This is a genomic window from Burkholderia sp. Ac-20345, from assembly GCF_017104825.1.
GTDB classification, from domain to species: Bacteria; Pseudomonadota; Gammaproteobacteria; order Burkholderiales; family Burkholderiaceae; genus Burkholderia; species Burkholderia lata_B.
Window position 1 is genome coordinate 26,662 of record NZ_JAAGPO010000047.1, and the last position, 15,756, is coordinate 42,417.

Genomic DNA, 15,756 nt, shown 5'->3' on the forward strand with positions numbered 1-15,756 from the left:
TCGATGCAATTCGTCTCGCCGCATCTCCGCCCGGCTACCGCTCGTCCATACACCCACGCGTCAATTACCTCCCCCGCACGCCGCACCCAATCAAGGGCCGGAAGCAGATAGAAATTCTCGATGCCCCGGATTGAAACAAGCAATTTCACAAACTCAGGGTGAACCCGGATACTGGGAACACTTCATCAACACCACTGCAAAGGAACTCGCAAGATGCCGATCATCAACACCCAAATCAAGCCGTTCAAGGCAACCGCTTACCACGATGGCGATTTCGTGCCCGTCTCGGAAGAGAACTTCAAGGGCAAGTGGTCCGTCGTCGTGTTCTACCCGGCCGACTTCACGTTCGTCTGCCCGACCGAGTTGGGCGACCTCGCCGACCGTTACGCGGAATTCCAGAAGCTGGGTGTCGAAATCTACGGCGTGTCGACCGACACGCACTTCACGCACAAGGCATGGCACGACACGTCGGACACGATCGGCAAGATCAAGTACCCGATGATCGGCGACCCGACGCTCACGCTGTCGCGCAACTTCGACGTGCTGATCGAGGAAGAAGGGATGGCCCTGCGCGGCACGTTCGTGATCAACCCGGAAGGCGAGATCAAGCTGTGCGAAATCCACGACAACGGCATCGGCCGTGACGCAAGCGAACTGCTGCGCAAGGTGCAGGCTGCTCAGTACATCGCGGCGCACCCGGGTGAAGTGTGCCCGGCCAAGTGGACGCCGGGTGCGGAAACGCTGACCCCGTCGCTCGACCTGATCGGCAAGATCTGACGATCGCGCCGCGCGCCTCGCACGGGGCGCGCGAGACACCCGATGACGGGCCGCCGCAGCACGCGGCCCGCGCCCTCCTCCGGCACGACGTGCCCGACCAGAATCATTAATACGGAATCCGAAACGCCATGCTCGACGCCAATCTCAAGAACCAACTGAAAGCGTACCTCGAAAAGATCACGCGCCCGATCGAACTCGTCGCCTCGCTCGACGACAGCGCGAAATCGCAGGAACTGCTGGCGCTGCTGAACGAGATTGCGTCGCTGACGGATCGCGTGACCGTGACCGAACGCCGCGACGACGCCGAGCGCAAGCCGTCGTTCTCGATCGGCGAGCCCGGCAAGCCGGCCGGCATCCGCTTCGCCGGCATCCCGATGGGCCATGAATTCACGTCGCTCGTGCTCGCGCTGCTGCAGACGGGCGGCCACCCGATCAAGCTCGACGACGACGTGATCGAACAGATCCGCGCGCTCGACGGCGACTACGCGTTCGAAACGTATTTCTCGCTGTCGTGCCAGAACTGCCCGGAGGTCGTACAGGCGCTGAACGTGATGTCGCTGATCAACCCGCGCATCCGTCACGTCGCGATCGACGGCGCACTGTTCCAGAGCGAAGTCGAGTCGCGCCAGATCATGGCCGTGCCGACGATGTTCCTGAACGGCGCGTCGTTCGGCCAGGGCCGCAGCAGCGTGAAGGAAATCCTCGCGAAAATCGATACGGGTGCCAGCGCACGTGCCGCGAAGTCGCTCGAGAACAAGCCGGTGTTCGATACGCTGATCGTCGGCGGCGGCCCGGCAGGCGCGGCGGCGGCGATCTACTCGGCGCGCAAGGGCATTGCGACGGGCGTCGTCGCCGAGCGTTTCGGCGGCCAGGTGCTCGACACGATGGCGATCGAGAACTTCGTATCGGTGCAGGAAACCGAAGGGCCGAAGTTCGCGACCGCGCTCGAACAGCACGTGAAGCAGTACGACGTCGACATCATGGACGTGCAGCGCGCCGACGCGCTGATTCCGGGCGATCTGCACCAGATCCGCCTCGCGAACGGCGCGGTGCTGAAGGCGAAGACGATCGTCCTCGCGACCGGCGCGCGCTGGCGTGAAATCAACGTGCCGGGCGAGCGCGAATACCGCAACCGCGGTGTCGCGTACTGCCCGCACTGCGACGGCCCGCTGTTCAAGGGCAAGCGCGTCGCGGTGGTCGGCGGCGGCAACTCGGGCGTCGAGGCCGCGATCGACCTCGCCGGCATCGTGAAGGCCGTCACGCTGATCGAATACGGCGCGCAACTGCGCGCGGACGAAGTGCTGCAGCGCAAGCTGCGCAGCCTGCCGAACGTGACGATCGTCACGCAGGCACAAACGACCGAGCTGACCGGCGACGGCAGCAAGCTGAACGGGCTCGTCTACAAGGATCTGCGCTCGGGCGATACGCAACGCATCGATCTGGAAGGCGTATTCGTGCAGATCGGCCTCGTGCCGAACACCGAATGGCTGAAAGGCACGGTCGAACTGTCGAAGCACGGCGAGATCGTCGTCGATGCGCGCGGCGCGACGTCGGTACCGGGCGTGTTCGCGGCCGGCGACGTGACGACGGTGCCGTTCAAGCAGATCGTGATCGCCGTGGGTGAAGGCGCGAAGGCATCGCTCGGCGCATTCGACCACCTGATCCGGCAGGACGTTGCACCGGTTGCCGCCGCACAACCGCAGGCCGAGGAAGCGGTCGCCGCGTAACGCGCGTCAGCCCGTCGGCACAACAATTTGTCTCTCTTGGCCCCGCATGCTTTGGTCGGCGTGCGGGGCCCTTTTTATTCCGGAAGCGATCGCGGTTACTTGGTCGTGCTCGGGCCGCCGTTCGCGGGCGCCGCTGACGGCGACTTCAAATTGCTCGACTCCCGGACCAGTTGCTCGGTCATCGCGGCAGCAACCGGATTCGCACCCGCCGACGAGTTGCCCTGCCGGTACGAACCGCTGCTCGACGACATCGACGGCGCAGGCAACGACGGGTCGAGCTTCGCCGACTCCCTCACGAGAGCGGCCGTCTCCGGCGTTTCGGATTTCGTTGCAGCGGGAGCTGCGGCCGCGTGACGTTCTAGGCCGTCGCGTTTGCGCGGCGCGCGTTGCGTGACCTGTGCGGAAGCAGGAACGGCCTGTTGCACCGGTTTGGCGGCCGGCGGCGGTGCCGGCGGGGTCGAATCCTGTGCATCGACGGTCACGACGTTGACCTTCGGCGGCGGTGCGCTCGGCTGCGCTTTCTCGCTGACGACGGGAACGGCGGGGACGGATGCGGGTGCGGCGCTGACACGCGCGGGTGCAGGTGTGGGTGCTGCCGGGGTGGGTGCGGATGGAGGCGGCGGAACGGCTGCCTGCTTCGATGCCGTATCGGCGTGGGCTGCCGGGGCTGGCGGCGCGATGGCGCCCTGCACCGCGTGATCGTTGTTCGCGGGCGCCGCGGCAACGGGCGCGGCCGAATCGCCGATGCCGGCATCTTCGATCGCGCGGTGGTCCGCGCGCAGGAGCATCACGTAGGCAGTGCCGGCCGCGGCTACCAGGAGCCCACCGGCGATCATCAAGGTCTTGCGGGTACTCGTCATGCTTGTTCACCGATCATGTCGACGTGAACAAGCCATCATACGCGGCCATCGGCCGTCGATCCCGCATGAATACATTTGGTTGCATTGTGCCCGGAACAGGTCGGCGCGGCGTTCGTCAGACGTATCGCCTCCTCTGCTCCGGCACGATCACCGTGTGGGCATTACTCCGGAAACGGCAATTCTGTCTGCCCTTCCGCGCGCATGCCGAACGTGTTCAGCGTCATCGCGACGAGCGCGTAGTAGCCGAGCAATGCAACGAGATTCACGACGGTTTCGTGGCCGAAACGCGCTTCCGCCTGCGCGAACGTTGCGTCGCTCACGCGCCGCGTGTCGTACAGCTCGCTCGCGAACGCATGGATCAGCGCATCGTCGTCCGACTCGAATGCGGGCGCGACGCCGCGCCGGATCGCGTCGGCCGTCGCGGCCGGCACGCCCGCATCGAGCGCGATCGGATGGTGGATGTGCCACTCGGCCTGCGAGCGCCATCGCGCGGCGGTCACGAGAATCGCGAGTTCCGACAGGCGCAGCGGCAAGCCCGTGCGATAGCGGCAGAACGCGCCGAGCTTCTGCGCGTGCTGAGCGAGCTCGGGGCTCGCGATCCAGCCGAGAAACGGCCCGTTCAGGTTGCCGCGCGGGCCACTGAGAATGTCGGCCAGCACGGCCTTCTGCTCATCGGTGGCCGATGCGGGATCGAACGGAGGCAATCTGTTGGTCATGGCGATGTCCGAATAGGATTCGATGAATGCGGTCACGCGCCGGCCGACGCGAGCGCCGCGCCGATCGCGCCCGACAGCCGCTCGACGATCGTATCGATCTGCTGCGCGGTGCAGATGAAAGGCGGCGCGACCAGGATGTGATCGCCGTGAACGCCGTCGATCGTCCCGCCCATCGGATACACCATCAGGCCGCGCTGCATCGCTTCACGCTTGACCGCCGCATGCAGCTTCAGCGCGGGATCGAACGTCGCCTTGCTGTCGCGATCGCGCACGAGTTCGACGCCGACGAACAATCCGCGGCCGCGCACGTCGCCGATATGCGGATGCGCGCCATAGTGCTCGCGCAGCGACGCGCGTAGTTGCTCGCCACGTGCCTTCACGTTGTCGAGCAGCTTCTCCTCGGCGATCACGCGCTGCACTTCGAGTGCAGCCGCGCATGCAGTTGCATGGCCCAAGTACGTGTGGCCATGCTGGAAGAAACCCGAACCGTCAACGATCGTCCGGTAGATGCGGTCGCTGACAAGCGTCGCGCCGATCGGCTGGTAGCCCGCGCCAAGCCCTTTCGCGATCGTCAGCAGGTCGGGCGCGACGCCGTCTTCATCGCACGCATACAGGTAGCCCGTGCGGCCCATCCCCGACATGATCTCGTCGAGGATCAGCAGCACGCCGTACTTGTCACACACCGCGCGAATCTTCTTCAGGTACGTGCGCACCGGCGGCACCGCGCCGGCCGTTGCGCCCACCACCGTTTCCGCGACGAACGCCGCGACGGTGTCCGCGCCGAGTTCGACGATCTTCTGCTCGAGCTCGTCCGCGAGGCGTTGCGCATACGCTTCGTCGGTTTCACCCGCCTGCTGGTCGCGGTACGCGAAGCACGGGCTCACGTGGTGCGCCTCGATCAGCAGCGGCAGGAACGGCTCGCGCCGCCACGCATTGCCGCCGATCGCGAGCGCGCCGAGCGTGTTGCCGTGATAGCTCTGGCGCCGCGCGATGAAATGGCGGCGCTGCGGCTCGCCCTTCTCGACGAAATACTGCCGCGCGAGCTTCAGCGCGGCCTCGACCGCCTCGGAGCCGCCCGACACGAAATACACGTGTTCGAGGCCGGCCGGCGCGGCGTCGACGAGCCGGTCGGCCAGTTCCTCGGCGACGTCGGTCGTGAAGAACGACGTATGCGCGTACGCCAGTTGCTGCGCCTGCCGCTTGATCGCGTCGATCACGCGCTGGTTGCTGTGGCCGAGACACGAAACGGCCGCGCCGCCGCAGGCATCGATATAGCGTTTGCCGGTCGAGTCGATGATCTCGATGCCGTCGCCTGCGACGGCGACGGGCAAGGTGGCGCGCGGAGCGCGATGGAAAACGGTCGTCATGCGTTGCCTCATGGATCAGGATGCGTCGTGCGCGCGTCCGGACGGCACGATGCGCGTCGCGAAACGCGGCGTGCCTTGTTGGTGAATGGTGAAATCGATCGATGCCGCGCCGATCGCGAACACGGCCGTGGCCAGCGTGTTCTCGTCGTCGGGGTCGGCCGGATCGTCGCGGTAGATCGGCAGCCCTTCCGGCGCACGATCGCCGAGCACGCGCCGCAGCGCGGCTTCGTCGATCGCGCCGATGCCGGGCGTCAGCGCGTCGACGCGGCGCTGGCGGTCGGCCGACGATTGCGTGACGATCTGCGCTTCCGCGTCGCAGCCGGGATGCACGAGATGGTTCGCATGCCCCGTGAGCCACGCGACGTCGTTCACCGAACAGCGCGCGACACTCGCCTCGATGCTCAGCAGCCGCGCATCGCCGGTCGCGCCCAGCGTGTGATGAAAGCCGCTGGCGCGCGCATGACCGCGCAGCACGTCGGCCGCCGCGTCCAGCGACGTCGCGTCGAGCACGGCGCGCGCGAGGATCATGCGCGGCACGCCCGCCGCCGGCGTGCGGATCCGCAGGTTGTTGATCGCCTGCGCGATGCCCGCGCGGTTCGCGGCGAAGGTATGGCCCGGCAGCGAACCGGGGTAGTAGAAGCTGATGAAGCCCGGCTTGCCGGCCGGTTGTACGTCGACGAGCAGGCAGCGCTCGCGCAGGAACGGATCGCCGTCCTCGTTGTGCGCGATCCAGCGCATGCCGTTGGCGTCGCGCGCGGCAAGCGTCGTGCAGCCGTCCGGTGCGTTGTGGATCAGTTCGCCGCGGCAGTTCCACAGAAAGATGTCCTCGGCCGGCCAGCCGACACCGGCCGCGATCCCGTCCAGCTCCGCGACGAGATCGGGATACGCTGCCAGCGCGGCCTGCCGCAGCGCAGCGACGAACGGATGGCCGCGCCAGCGGCGCACGGCCTGCCACGCGCTGCTCTGCTGCATGTATTCATCGAACACGGGGCGAGCGAGCTCGCCGAGGCGCACGCCGATGTCGAACGGCGCGCCGGCGATGACGGGAGAAAGGGAAAGCGGCATGTCGGATGGTTCGGTTTCGTTCAGGACACGTGTTTCAGGAATTCCTTCAGGCGCGGGGTCGGCGGCCGGTCGATCAGGTCGACCGGATGGCCGTCCTCGGCAATCCCGCCCTGATCCATGAACAGCAGGCGCGTGCCGACCCGTTTCGCAAAGCCGATCTCGTGCGTGACGACGATCATCGTCATCCCTTCGGTAGCGAGATCCTGCATCACTTTCAGCACTTCGTGGCGCAATTCCGGATCGAGCGCCGAGGTCGGCTCGTCGAACAGCATCAGCCGCGGCCGGATCGCGAGCGCGCGCGCAATCGCGACGCGCTGCTGCTGGCCGCCCGACAGCTCCGACGGAAAATGATTCGCGCGCGATTCGAGGCCGACCTTGTCGAGCAGCGCCATCGCCTGGTCGCGTGCGTCGGCACGCGATGCGCCGCGCACCTGGATGGGCCCGAACATCACGTTCTCGAGCGCGGTCATCTGCGGAAACAGGTTGAACTGCTGGAACACCATGCCGGCTTCGAGCCGGATGTTGCGGATCGTCGTCGCGTTGCCGCGCACGCTCTGGCCGTCGACGAGCAGCTCGCCGCCGGTGATTTTCTCGAGCGCGTTGATACAGCGCAACATCGTCGACTTGCCCGAACCGGACGGGCCGATCACGACGACCACTTCGCCCGCGTCGATCTTCAGGTCGATATGCTTCAGCACCGGCACGTGGCCGAAGCTCTTCGACACGTTCTGGAACTCGATCATGCTCATAGGATCCTCATGCGCTTTTCGACGAGCCGCAGCGTCAACGTCATGGCGCCGGTCAGCAACAGGTAGATGACAGCCACGGCAGTCCAGATCTCGACCGCCTGGAAATTGCCCGCGATGATTTCCTGCCCCTTGCGCGTCAGTTCGCCGACGCCGATCACGATGAACAGCGACGTGTCCTTCAGGCTCACGATGCACTGGTTGCCGAGCGGCGGAATCAGGCGCCGGAACGCGAGCGGCCCGACCACCTTCAGCAGCACGCGCGGCATCGACAAGCCCATCGCGAGCCCCGCTTCCGTCAGCCCCTTCGGGATCGACAGCAGTGCGCCGCGCACCACTTCCGCGAGATACGCGCCGGAATTCACCGTGATCGCGATGATCGCGGCCGTCAGGCCGTCGATACGGATATGCGCGAGCAGCGGCAGCGCGAAATACAGGAACATCACCTGCACGACGATCGGCGTGCCGCGAATCAATTCAATATAAACCTGCGCAAGCACGTTCATCGCCTTCGGTCCGTATGCGCGGAACATGCCCGCGATCATCCCGACGATGAAGCCGCCCACCAGCCCGAAAAATGCGATGAACACCGTCAACCGGACCCCGTCCATCAGGTCCGGCAACGCCGCCCAGATCGCCGACCAATCGAAATTCACTTGTCGCTCCCCGTTCGATTCAAGACCGGCGCGGCCACCTGGCCGCGCGCTGTTGCGGCGTCACGCTCACATCTTCGGCGGTTCGGCACCGAACCACTTCTTGTAGATCTGCGCGTAGCGGCCATCGGCCCGGATCTTCACGAGCGATGCGTTGACCTTCGGCACGAGCGGGCTGCCCTTCGGGAAGCCGATCCCGTACTTGTCGCCGCTGACCGGCTGGCCCGCGACCTTCACCTTGCCCTTGCCCTCGTTGTTCACGAAGAACAGCACGTTCGGCGTGTCGTGCATCGCCGCGTCGACCCGGCCGGCTTCGAGCGCGAGGTAGGCCTGGTCGATATTCGGGAACTGGCGGATTTCCTTCGGCTTCAGGTGCGCCTTGATCCAGTCGATCGTCGCGGTGCCCGTTTTCGCGGCGATCACCTTGCCGTTCAGGTCGTCGATCGACTTGATCGTCGTGTTGTCGGTCTGCACCATCGCCGCAAGGCCGCTGTCGTAGTACGGCGCGGAGAAGTCGATCGCTTTCTTGCGCTCCTCCTTGATCGTCATCCCGGACAGCGCGACGTCGATGTTCTGCGTCTGCAGCGCCGGGATCAGGCCCGCGAAATCCATCGGCTGGATCGAATATTTCCAGCCCTGGTCCTTCGCGATCTCCGCCCACAGGTCGAGATCGAAGCCGACGTACTTGTCGCCCTGCTTGAACTCGAACGGCATGAACGACGTGTCGGTCCCGACGACGAGCGTCTTGGTATCCGCGTGCGCGAGGCTTGCGCCGAGCGCGGCAACGACCGCGACGGCTTTCAGGAAGGAACGGCGACTCATGGTTTCTCTCCGCATGATTGAGCGATGTGACCGGCCAGGCGGCCGGCGGAACGACGACATCAAGCCGCACCGCAACATGCGATGTCGAATTAGACCTTAGTGCAACAAGTGTTGTCAATGGCGATACTACGACAACAAAAAAGTCCGCAACGGGTAAATGCATCGAGACAAACCCGGGGCGCGTGGAGCGGATAAGTCGGAGGAAAGGGAGTGCGGCCCGGGGCGAAGCGGCCGGGCCGGAAGGCGCCGCGGGTGCCGATGACTGCGACTGAGAGCAGTTGGCGGTGGCTGGTCTGGACGGGGCTGGCTTACCGTCCCGGGCATCACGCGCGAGAGGAGAATGGCCGCGCAACCGCTCGGCGCCGAACGCCGCCGCCCGCGCGCTTGCCAGCCGGTTTGTCAGCCCGTCTGTCAGCGTGGATCGACGGCGCTTCGACGCGCGGCGTCGTGCCGGGGCGGCTGACCCCGCGATGCCGGCAACCGCCGGCGCGGTTCAACGCATGTTGCGGAATGCGCGCGGCCGGCCGCGCGCCGATGCAGCATCGCTTACGCTGCCACCCCGCTCGCCTGATGCGACACGAGCCGCGCATACGCGCCCTGCCGCGCGATCAGGTCCGCATGCCGCCCGGCCTCGATCACGCCGCCGTGCTCCATCACGAGGATCAGGTCCGCATTGCGCACGGTCGACAGCCGGTGCGCGATGATGATCGACGTGCGCTGCGTCATCAGGTCTTCCAGCGCCGCGCGGATCTGCTGCTCGCTGATCGTGTCCAGATGGGACGTCGCTTCGTCGAGGATCAGCACCGGCGCATCCTTCAGGAACGCGCGCGCAATCGCGACACGCTGGCGCTGGCCGCCCGACAGCTGCACGCCGCGCTCGCCGACGCGTGTCGCGAGCCCGTCCGGCAGCCGCGCGACGAAGTCGCCGAGCGCCGCATGGTCGATCGCGCGCCGCACGTCCGCGTCGGACGCATCGTTCGCGGCGAGCCGGATGTTCGCTTCGAGCGTGTCGTTGAACAGGTAGGTATCCTGCGCAACCAGCGCGATGTGCTGCCGCAGGTCGTCGAGGCGCAGGTCGCGCAGGTCGACGCCGCCGAGCGTCACGCGGCCCTGCTGCGGATCCCAGAAACGCAGCAGCAGGCTCGCGACCGTCGACTTGCCGGCACCCGACGCACCGACCAGCGCGACCGTGCTGCCGGGCGGCACCTCGAAGCTCACGCGGTCGATCGCGGGCACGCTGCGGCCCGGATACGTGAAGGACGCGGCCTCGAAACGCACCGCCGGATCGGCAGGCATCGCGTGCGTGCCGTCCGTCACCGGCACCGGCTCCTTCTCCAGCGCGCGCAAGCGGCGCGTCGACGCGATCGTGTCGGCGAGCTGACGCGCGACCTGGCCGATTTCGGCCACCGGCATGAAAGCGGCCACTGCCACCAGCACCAGCAGCGGCAACAACTCGCGCGGAAACCAGCCGCGCGCGCACAGCAGCGCGCCGAGCGCCGCAACCACCAGCCCGCCGAGCCCGCTCGCGATTTCCAGCGCGGCGCTCTGCGCCGACAGGTCGTCGAGCAGCTTCGCGCGTTGCTTCCGGTACGCATCGACTTCGGCCACGAACGCTGCACGCCGGCGCGCGACCGCCTGGAACGCGGTCAGCTCCGCGAGCCCCTGGATCGTTTCGGTCAGGTGTGCGCCGAGCTGGCCGAGCGCTTCGCGCGCGCCGGTGCCGAGCCGGTCGACATCGCGCCGCGCCAGCACCGGTGCGAGCCCGGCCCACAACAGGAACGGCAGCAGCACGAGCGCAAGCGGCCACGCGACCGACGCGAGCAGCACCAGCACGGCGGCCGGCACGAGCACCGCGACGAACGCGGGCGCCAGCGTGTGCGCATAGAAATACTCGACGGTCTCGACGTCCTGCGTCGCGAGCGACACGAGATCGCCGGAACGGCGGCGCAGCAGTCCGGCCGGCGCAAGGCGTTCGAGCGTCGCGAACAGCGCGATGCGCATTTCCGCGAGCAGCCGGTACGCCATGTCGTGCGCGAGCCACGATTCGAGCCAGTGCAGCACGGCCGCCACCGGTGCAATCACGAGCAGCGCGGTGACGAGCGTCGGGCTCACATGACCGCCCGGTACCGCACCGACCACCAGCGCGCCGATCACGCCGACGCCGATGAACGCGAGCACGCGGCCGATCCCGAACAGCACCGTCAGCACGACCTTGCCCGTCCACGGACGCACGAAGCGCAGTAGCGTCTGCAGGGTTTCCGGCCAGCCGATCTCCGCCGCATCGTCGTTCAGCGGCCGCACCTGCGGACCCGACGACGCGCGCGCGGTCGCGCCGGCCGTCGCTGCCGTGCCGACCGATTCGGCAACCGCTTCCAGTTGCGGCCCCATCAGCCGGCGATACGGGCCATCGCGCGCGATCAGCGCCGCGTGCGTGCCCTCGTCGACCACCTGCCCCTGGTCGAGCACCAGGATGCGGTCGGCACCGATCACGCTGGACAGCCGGTGCGCGAGCACGAGCGTGGTCCGTCCGCGCGTGAGCCGGTCGAGCGCCTGCTGGATCAGCGCTTCGTTCTCCGCGTCGACCGACGACAGCGCCTCGTCGAGCAGCAGGATCGGCGCATCGCGCAGCAGCGCGCGGGCAATCGCGAGTCGCTGGCGCTGGCCGCCCGACAGCATGAGCCCGCGTTCGCCGATGCGCGTCGCGTAGCCGTCGGGCAGCGCCGAGATGAAATCGTGCGCGTTGGCGGCGCGCGCAGCGGCGATCATGTCCGCGTCGCTCGCGTCGGGACGGCCGAGCCGCAGGTTGTCGACCACGCTGCCGTCGAACAGCGTCGCATCCTGCGCGACGACCGCGATCATCTCGCGCACCTGGCCGGCATCGAGCGTGCGCACGTCGTGGCCGCCGATGCGGATCGCACCGCCCTGCGCATCGTGCTGGCGCAGCAGCAGGCGCACGATGGTCGACTTGCCCGCGCCGCTCGGCCCGACGATCGCCACCGTCTCGCCTTCGCGCACCGAGAAGCTCAGTGCCGCATGCGCGTCCGCACGGCGCCCCGGATACGCGAAGCTGACGGCGTCGAACGCAATCTCCGGCCGCAGGCCCGTGACGCGCGGTGCGTCGGTGGAAGGCGCTTGGCTGTCCGCATCGAGCAGCGCGTGGATCGCATTCGCCGCCGACTGGCCGATCATCCCCTGATGCAAGACGGAACGCAGGTCGCGCAGCGGCCGGAAGATTTCGCTGCCGGCCATCAGCACGATCAGCAGCGCCTCGAGGCTCATGTCGCCATGCCGCACGCGCCACGCGCCGACCGCGATCGCGGCGGCCGCACCGAGACCGGTGCCGAGATCGGTGAAGAGCCGCGTCAGCAGGCCGAGCGCAAGCACCCAGAACGTGCTGTCGGACAGCGCGCGCGCCTTCGCGGCCAGCTTCGCGCCGAATGCCGTGCTTTGCCCGAACGCCTTCAGCGTCGGCAGCCCTTGCACCGCATCGAGAAATTCCTCGCCGAATGCCTTGAACGCTGCGGAGCGCGCAAGCGCCGCGCGCTTGTCGGCACGATGCACGAACTGCGGCAGCGCGAGCGTGACGAGCGCCGCGACCAGCAGGATCGCGGCCGTCGGCACGTCCCACCACGCGAGCACCGCGAAGATCATCACCGGCGCGCAGGCGGCAATCACGAGCTGCGGCAGGTAGGTGCCGAAAAAGGTCTGCAGTTGCTCGACGCCGTCGACGACGGCCAGCATCACGCCGCCCGTGCGTTCGCCGCTGAACCAGGCGGGGCCGAGCGCCGCGATCCGGTCGAACAGCCGCGCGCGCAGCGTGGCCTGCACGCGCCCGGCCGTGTGCTGCGCGAGCACCGTGCGGCGATGATCGAGCCACGCGCGCAACAGTACGCAAGCTGCCGTTGCAACGACGGCTTCGCCGATGCTGCGCGCCGGCGCGCCGGAAAAGACCAGCGCCAGCACGCGGCCGAGAAAGACGAAGCGCAGGATCCCGACACCCATCGCGAGCAGCCCGAGCGCGACGGCCGCGGCCACCCGCCAGCGCAGTCCCGCCATCATTGCCCATAGTCGTCGGTCGAAATACATGAAGCCCTCCGGTAGTGTCTGATGATGTTTTTTCTTGACCGGATCGAGGCTACCCGCGCGTCCCGCGCGCGGCAAAAGATGATTTTTCAACGGGTGTTGAGTCAACTACAATACCCCGCATGTCGCACCTCCCTCCCCTCAGCGCATTGCGAGCTTTCGAGGCGGCCGTCCGCCTCGGCGGGTTCGCGCGCGCGGCGGTCGAGCTGAACGTGTCGACCAGCGCGATCAGTCACCAGATCCGCGCGCTCGAGGAATCGCTCGGCGCGCGGCTGCTCGAACGCAGCACGGGGCTCGGCGGCATCAGCGTCACGCCGGCCGGCGCGCGTCTGCTGCCGGCTGTCAGCGATGCGCTGTCGCGGCTCACCGACGCCTGCGCCGAGATTCGCGGCACCGCACAACGGCTCACCGTCTCTGCCAACGCGCCGTTTTCGGCGATGTGGCTCGCACGCCGCCTCGCGGAATTCTCGTCGCTGCATCCCGATACGCCCTTGCATGCCGTCGTGCTCGACGACGAACCGGATTTCGCGCGCAGCGGCGTCGATCTCGCGATCGTGCACGTGCCCGCGCACCGGCTGCGGGCCGACGACGACGTGCTGGTGCGGGAGACGGTGTTCCCGGTATGCAGCCCCGAACTGCATCCGTATGCGTCCGTGAACGTGTGCCGCTCCCGGCTGCTTCAGGAAATGCACGAGAACAGCCCCGAGATCGACTGGCGCAACTGGTCCACGGATTTCGGCCTGCCGGACGACTTCGAGACGAAGATCGTCCGCTACAGCAGTTTCAGCCAGGTAATCGGCGCGGCGGTCGGCGGCGCGGGCATCGCGCTCGGCCGCGCGCCGCTGATCGAGCCCGAGCTGCGCAGCGGGCGCCTCGTGCCGTTGCGGCCGGGCCTCGAGCGCGCCGCATCGTGGCGCTTCGTGCTGCGCCGCAATCCGTCGACGCGGCACCGCCTGCTCGATCCATTGATCGCGTTCCTGCGCCGCGAAACAGAAGCGGAAGCGGCGCCGGTCGCGGGCCCGATCGTTGCGCCCGCATCCAACGACAGCCGCCTGCACGGCACGGACCGCGCGACCGGCAAGTAACACGCCGGCCTCGCCCGCATGCGCCGCTTACGGCGCGGCGAAGAACAGCGCGACCACGCACGCCATCCCGCCAAACCACACGAGCGAACGCAGCGACGCCCAGTTCAGCAGGTACATCAGCATATAGACGATGCGAATCGCGACGAACGCCATCGCAAGCTGGTCGACGCGATGCACGTTCGCGCCGTTGTGCCACGCCACCACCAGCGCGGCCGTGAACAGCGCGAGCGCTTCCCACGCATTCTGGTGCGCGGCCTGCGCGCGGGCGCGCCAGCCTTCGAGCTTCGCCAGGTAGTCGCGCGGCGCGCGGTTGTCGTAGCCCTTGCGGGCCTTCGCGAGAAACGTCATCGGGAACGGCAACAGCGCCACGATGAACAGGCACAGCTGGGACGTCGTCATCAAAAGTCTCCTCCTTTATGATTACATTGATCAATGACAAGATCGCCGAGAGCTTAGCATTGCGCCGGGCTGTTCGCGCACCGGTTTTCTAGACGGGAGACTCGGCAACGCGACTCGCCGGCAGCCGCGACGAGCCTGGTTCGACACCAAAATTTCCACCAAATCATCGACAAAAACGTTAATTAAAACTGGTCGAACACCAATAAGATAGCGTTCAACACTGGCCCGGCGCGTTGCCGCGCCAGACTGCCGAACCCGCGCCGCCGCGCGCGCCAAACGACATCCGATCCGAGACATCGCCATGCCCCGTCCCATCGTCGCCCATATCCGCCCTGACGCCGTCCGCCACAACCTCGACTTCATCCGCCGCACCGCCGCGCAATCGCGCGTGTGGGGCGTGGTCAAGGCCGATGCGTACGGCCACGGCATCGAGCGGATCTACCCGGGCCTCGCGGCCGCCGACGGCATCGCGCTGCTCGATCTCGACGAAGCCGTGCGCGTGCGCGAGCTCGGCTGGGACAAGCCCGTGCTGCTGCTCGAAGGGATCTTCGAGCCGGCCGACGTCGAGCTCGCCGATCGTCACCGCCTGACGGTGGCCGTGCACTGCGACGAGCAGCTCGACCTGCTGATCGCGGCAAAGCCGCAGCAGCCGATCGACATCCAGCTCAAGATGAATTCCGGGATGAACCGGCTCGGCTACCGCCCCGCCGCTTTCCGTGCCGCGTGGGAGCGCGCGGCCAGCGCGCCGTCGATCGGCAAGATCACGCTGATGATGCATTTCGCGAACGCCGACGAAGGCGAAGTCGACTGGCAGCTCGACCAGTTCGATGCGACTACCGCGGGGATTCCGGGCGAGCGCTCGACGTCGAACTCGGCAGCCGTGCTGTGGCATCCGCGCGCGCACCGCGACTGGGTGCGGCCCGGCACGATCCTGTATGGCGCATCGCCGACGGGTGCGTCGCGGGATATCGCCGATACGCCGCTGATGGCCGCGATGACGCTGACGAGCAAGATCATCGGCGTGCAGACGCTGTCGCCGGAAGAAACCGTCGGCTACGGCCGCCGCTTCACGGCCGACCGGCCGATGCGGATCGGCGTCGTCGCGTGCGGCTATGCGGACGGCTATCCGCGCCACGCACCGACCGGCACGCCGATCGCTGTGGACGGCGTGATGACGCGCGTCGTCGGCCGCGTGTCGATGGACATGCTGACCGTCGACCTGACGCCGTGCCCGAACGCGGGTATCGGATCGAGTGTCGAGCTGTGGGGCGACCAGGTGAAGGTGGATGACGTGGCGGAAGCCAGCGGCACGATCGGCTACGAGCTGATGTGCGCACTCGCGCGCCGCGTGCCGGTCGTGATCGTGCCGCCCGGTGTGTCGAGCGAACAGCCGGCGCTGCGGACCGGTAGCTACGGGCGCTGACCGGCGTCGATACGGCGGCGCGCCGTTGCGTCG

The 15,756-nt window shown here is 67.5% G+C and carries 13 protein-coding genes; 4 read left to right on the forward strand and 9 right to left on the reverse strand.

Going from position 1 to position 15,756, the window contains the following annotated elements:
- The first annotated feature begins 213 nt into the window (after window positions 1–213).
- Both ahpC and ahpF read left to right on the forward strand, forming a co-directional pair.
- Window positions 214–777, forward strand: coding sequence for an alkyl hydroperoxide reductase subunit C (gene ahpC / locus G3O06_RS18600; protein WP_205817079.1), 564 nt, complete (start codon window positions 214–216; stop codon window positions 775–777).
- A 128-nt stretch (window positions 778–905) separates the two neighbouring features.
- The gene (gene ahpF / locus G3O06_RS18605; protein ID WP_205817080.1) at window positions 906–2,504 is read left to right on the forward strand and encodes an alkyl hydroperoxide reductase subunit F; all 1,599 of its coding nucleotides are present in this window, start codon (window positions 906–908) and stop codon (window positions 2,502–2,504) included.
- A 95-nt stretch (window positions 2,505–2,599) separates the two neighbouring features.
- Here ahpF and G3O06_RS18610 read toward each other — a convergent pair whose 3' ends face one another.
- The 8 genes from G3O06_RS18610 to G3O06_RS18645 form a co-directional block, all read right to left on the reverse strand.
- On the reverse strand, window positions 2,600–3,364 hold the full coding sequence (locus tag G3O06_RS18610) for an extensin (RefSeq protein ID WP_205817081.1): 765 nt from the start codon (window positions 3,362–3,364) through the stop codon (window positions 2,600–2,602).
- A 161-nt stretch (window positions 3,365–3,525) separates the two neighbouring features.
- Entirely contained in the window at window positions 3,526–4,080 is a 555-nt protein-coding gene (locus G3O06_RS18615; protein ID WP_174956526.1) for a carboxymuconolactone decarboxylase family protein, read from the reverse strand.
- Window positions 4,081–4,112: 32 nt separating this feature from the next.
- On the reverse strand, window positions 4,113–5,447 hold the full coding sequence (locus tag G3O06_RS18620; protein WP_174969318.1) for an aspartate aminotransferase family protein: 1,335 nt from the start codon (window positions 5,445–5,447) through the stop codon (window positions 4,113–4,115).
- Window positions 5,448–5,462: 15 nt separating this feature from the next.
- The gene (locus G3O06_RS18625; RefSeq protein ID WP_205817082.1) at window positions 5,463–6,512 is read right to left on the reverse strand and encodes a C45 family peptidase; all 1,050 of its coding nucleotides are present in this window, start codon (window positions 6,510–6,512) and stop codon (window positions 5,463–5,465) included.
- A gap of 20 nt (window positions 6,513–6,532) precedes the next feature.
- Entirely contained in the window at window positions 6,533–7,261 is a 729-nt protein-coding gene (gene glnQ / locus G3O06_RS18630; RefSeq protein WP_011355556.1) for a glutamine ABC transporter ATP-binding protein GlnQ, read from the reverse strand.
- Window positions 7,258–7,914: a glutamine ABC transporter permease GlnP gene (gene glnP, locus G3O06_RS18635; RefSeq protein WP_011355557.1), complete on the reverse strand. Its 657-nt coding sequence runs from the start codon at window positions 7,912–7,914 to the stop codon at window positions 7,258–7,260. Before glnP ends, glnQ begins: the two co-directional genes overlap by 4 nt.
- Before the next feature lie 66 nt (window positions 7,915–7,980).
- Window positions 7,981–8,733: a glutamine ABC transporter substrate-binding protein GlnH gene (gene glnH, locus G3O06_RS18640; protein ID WP_174983799.1), complete on the reverse strand. Its 753-nt coding sequence runs from the start codon at window positions 8,731–8,733 to the stop codon at window positions 7,981–7,983.
- A gap of 546 nt (window positions 8,734–9,279) precedes the next feature.
- On the reverse strand, window positions 9,280–12,819 hold the full coding sequence (locus G3O06_RS18645) for an ABC transporter ATP-binding protein (RefSeq protein ID WP_205817083.1): 3,540 nt from the start codon (window positions 12,817–12,819) through the stop codon (window positions 9,280–9,282).
- A gap of 119 nt (window positions 12,820–12,938) precedes the next feature.
- Here G3O06_RS18645 and G3O06_RS18650 point away from each other — a divergent pair, with 119 nt between their 5' ends.
- Window positions 12,939–13,901, forward strand: coding sequence for a LysR family transcriptional regulator (locus G3O06_RS18650; RefSeq protein WP_174969313.1), 963 nt, complete (start codon window positions 12,939–12,941; stop codon window positions 13,899–13,901).
- 27 nt (window positions 13,902–13,928) lie between these two features.
- Here G3O06_RS18650 and G3O06_RS18655 read toward each other — a convergent pair whose 3' ends face one another.
- Window positions 13,929–14,300: an MAPEG family protein gene (locus G3O06_RS18655; protein ID WP_011355561.1), complete on the reverse strand. Its 372-nt coding sequence runs from the start codon at window positions 14,298–14,300 to the stop codon at window positions 13,929–13,931.
- A gap of 301 nt (window positions 14,301–14,601) precedes the next feature.
- On the opposite strand from G3O06_RS18655, the gene alr reads away from it, so the two are divergent.
- On the forward strand, window positions 14,602–15,723 hold the full coding sequence (gene alr / locus G3O06_RS18660) for an alanine racemase (RefSeq protein ID WP_174969312.1): 1,122 nt from the start codon (window positions 14,602–14,604) through the stop codon (window positions 15,721–15,723).
- Window positions 15,724–15,756 lie beyond the last annotated feature (33 nt).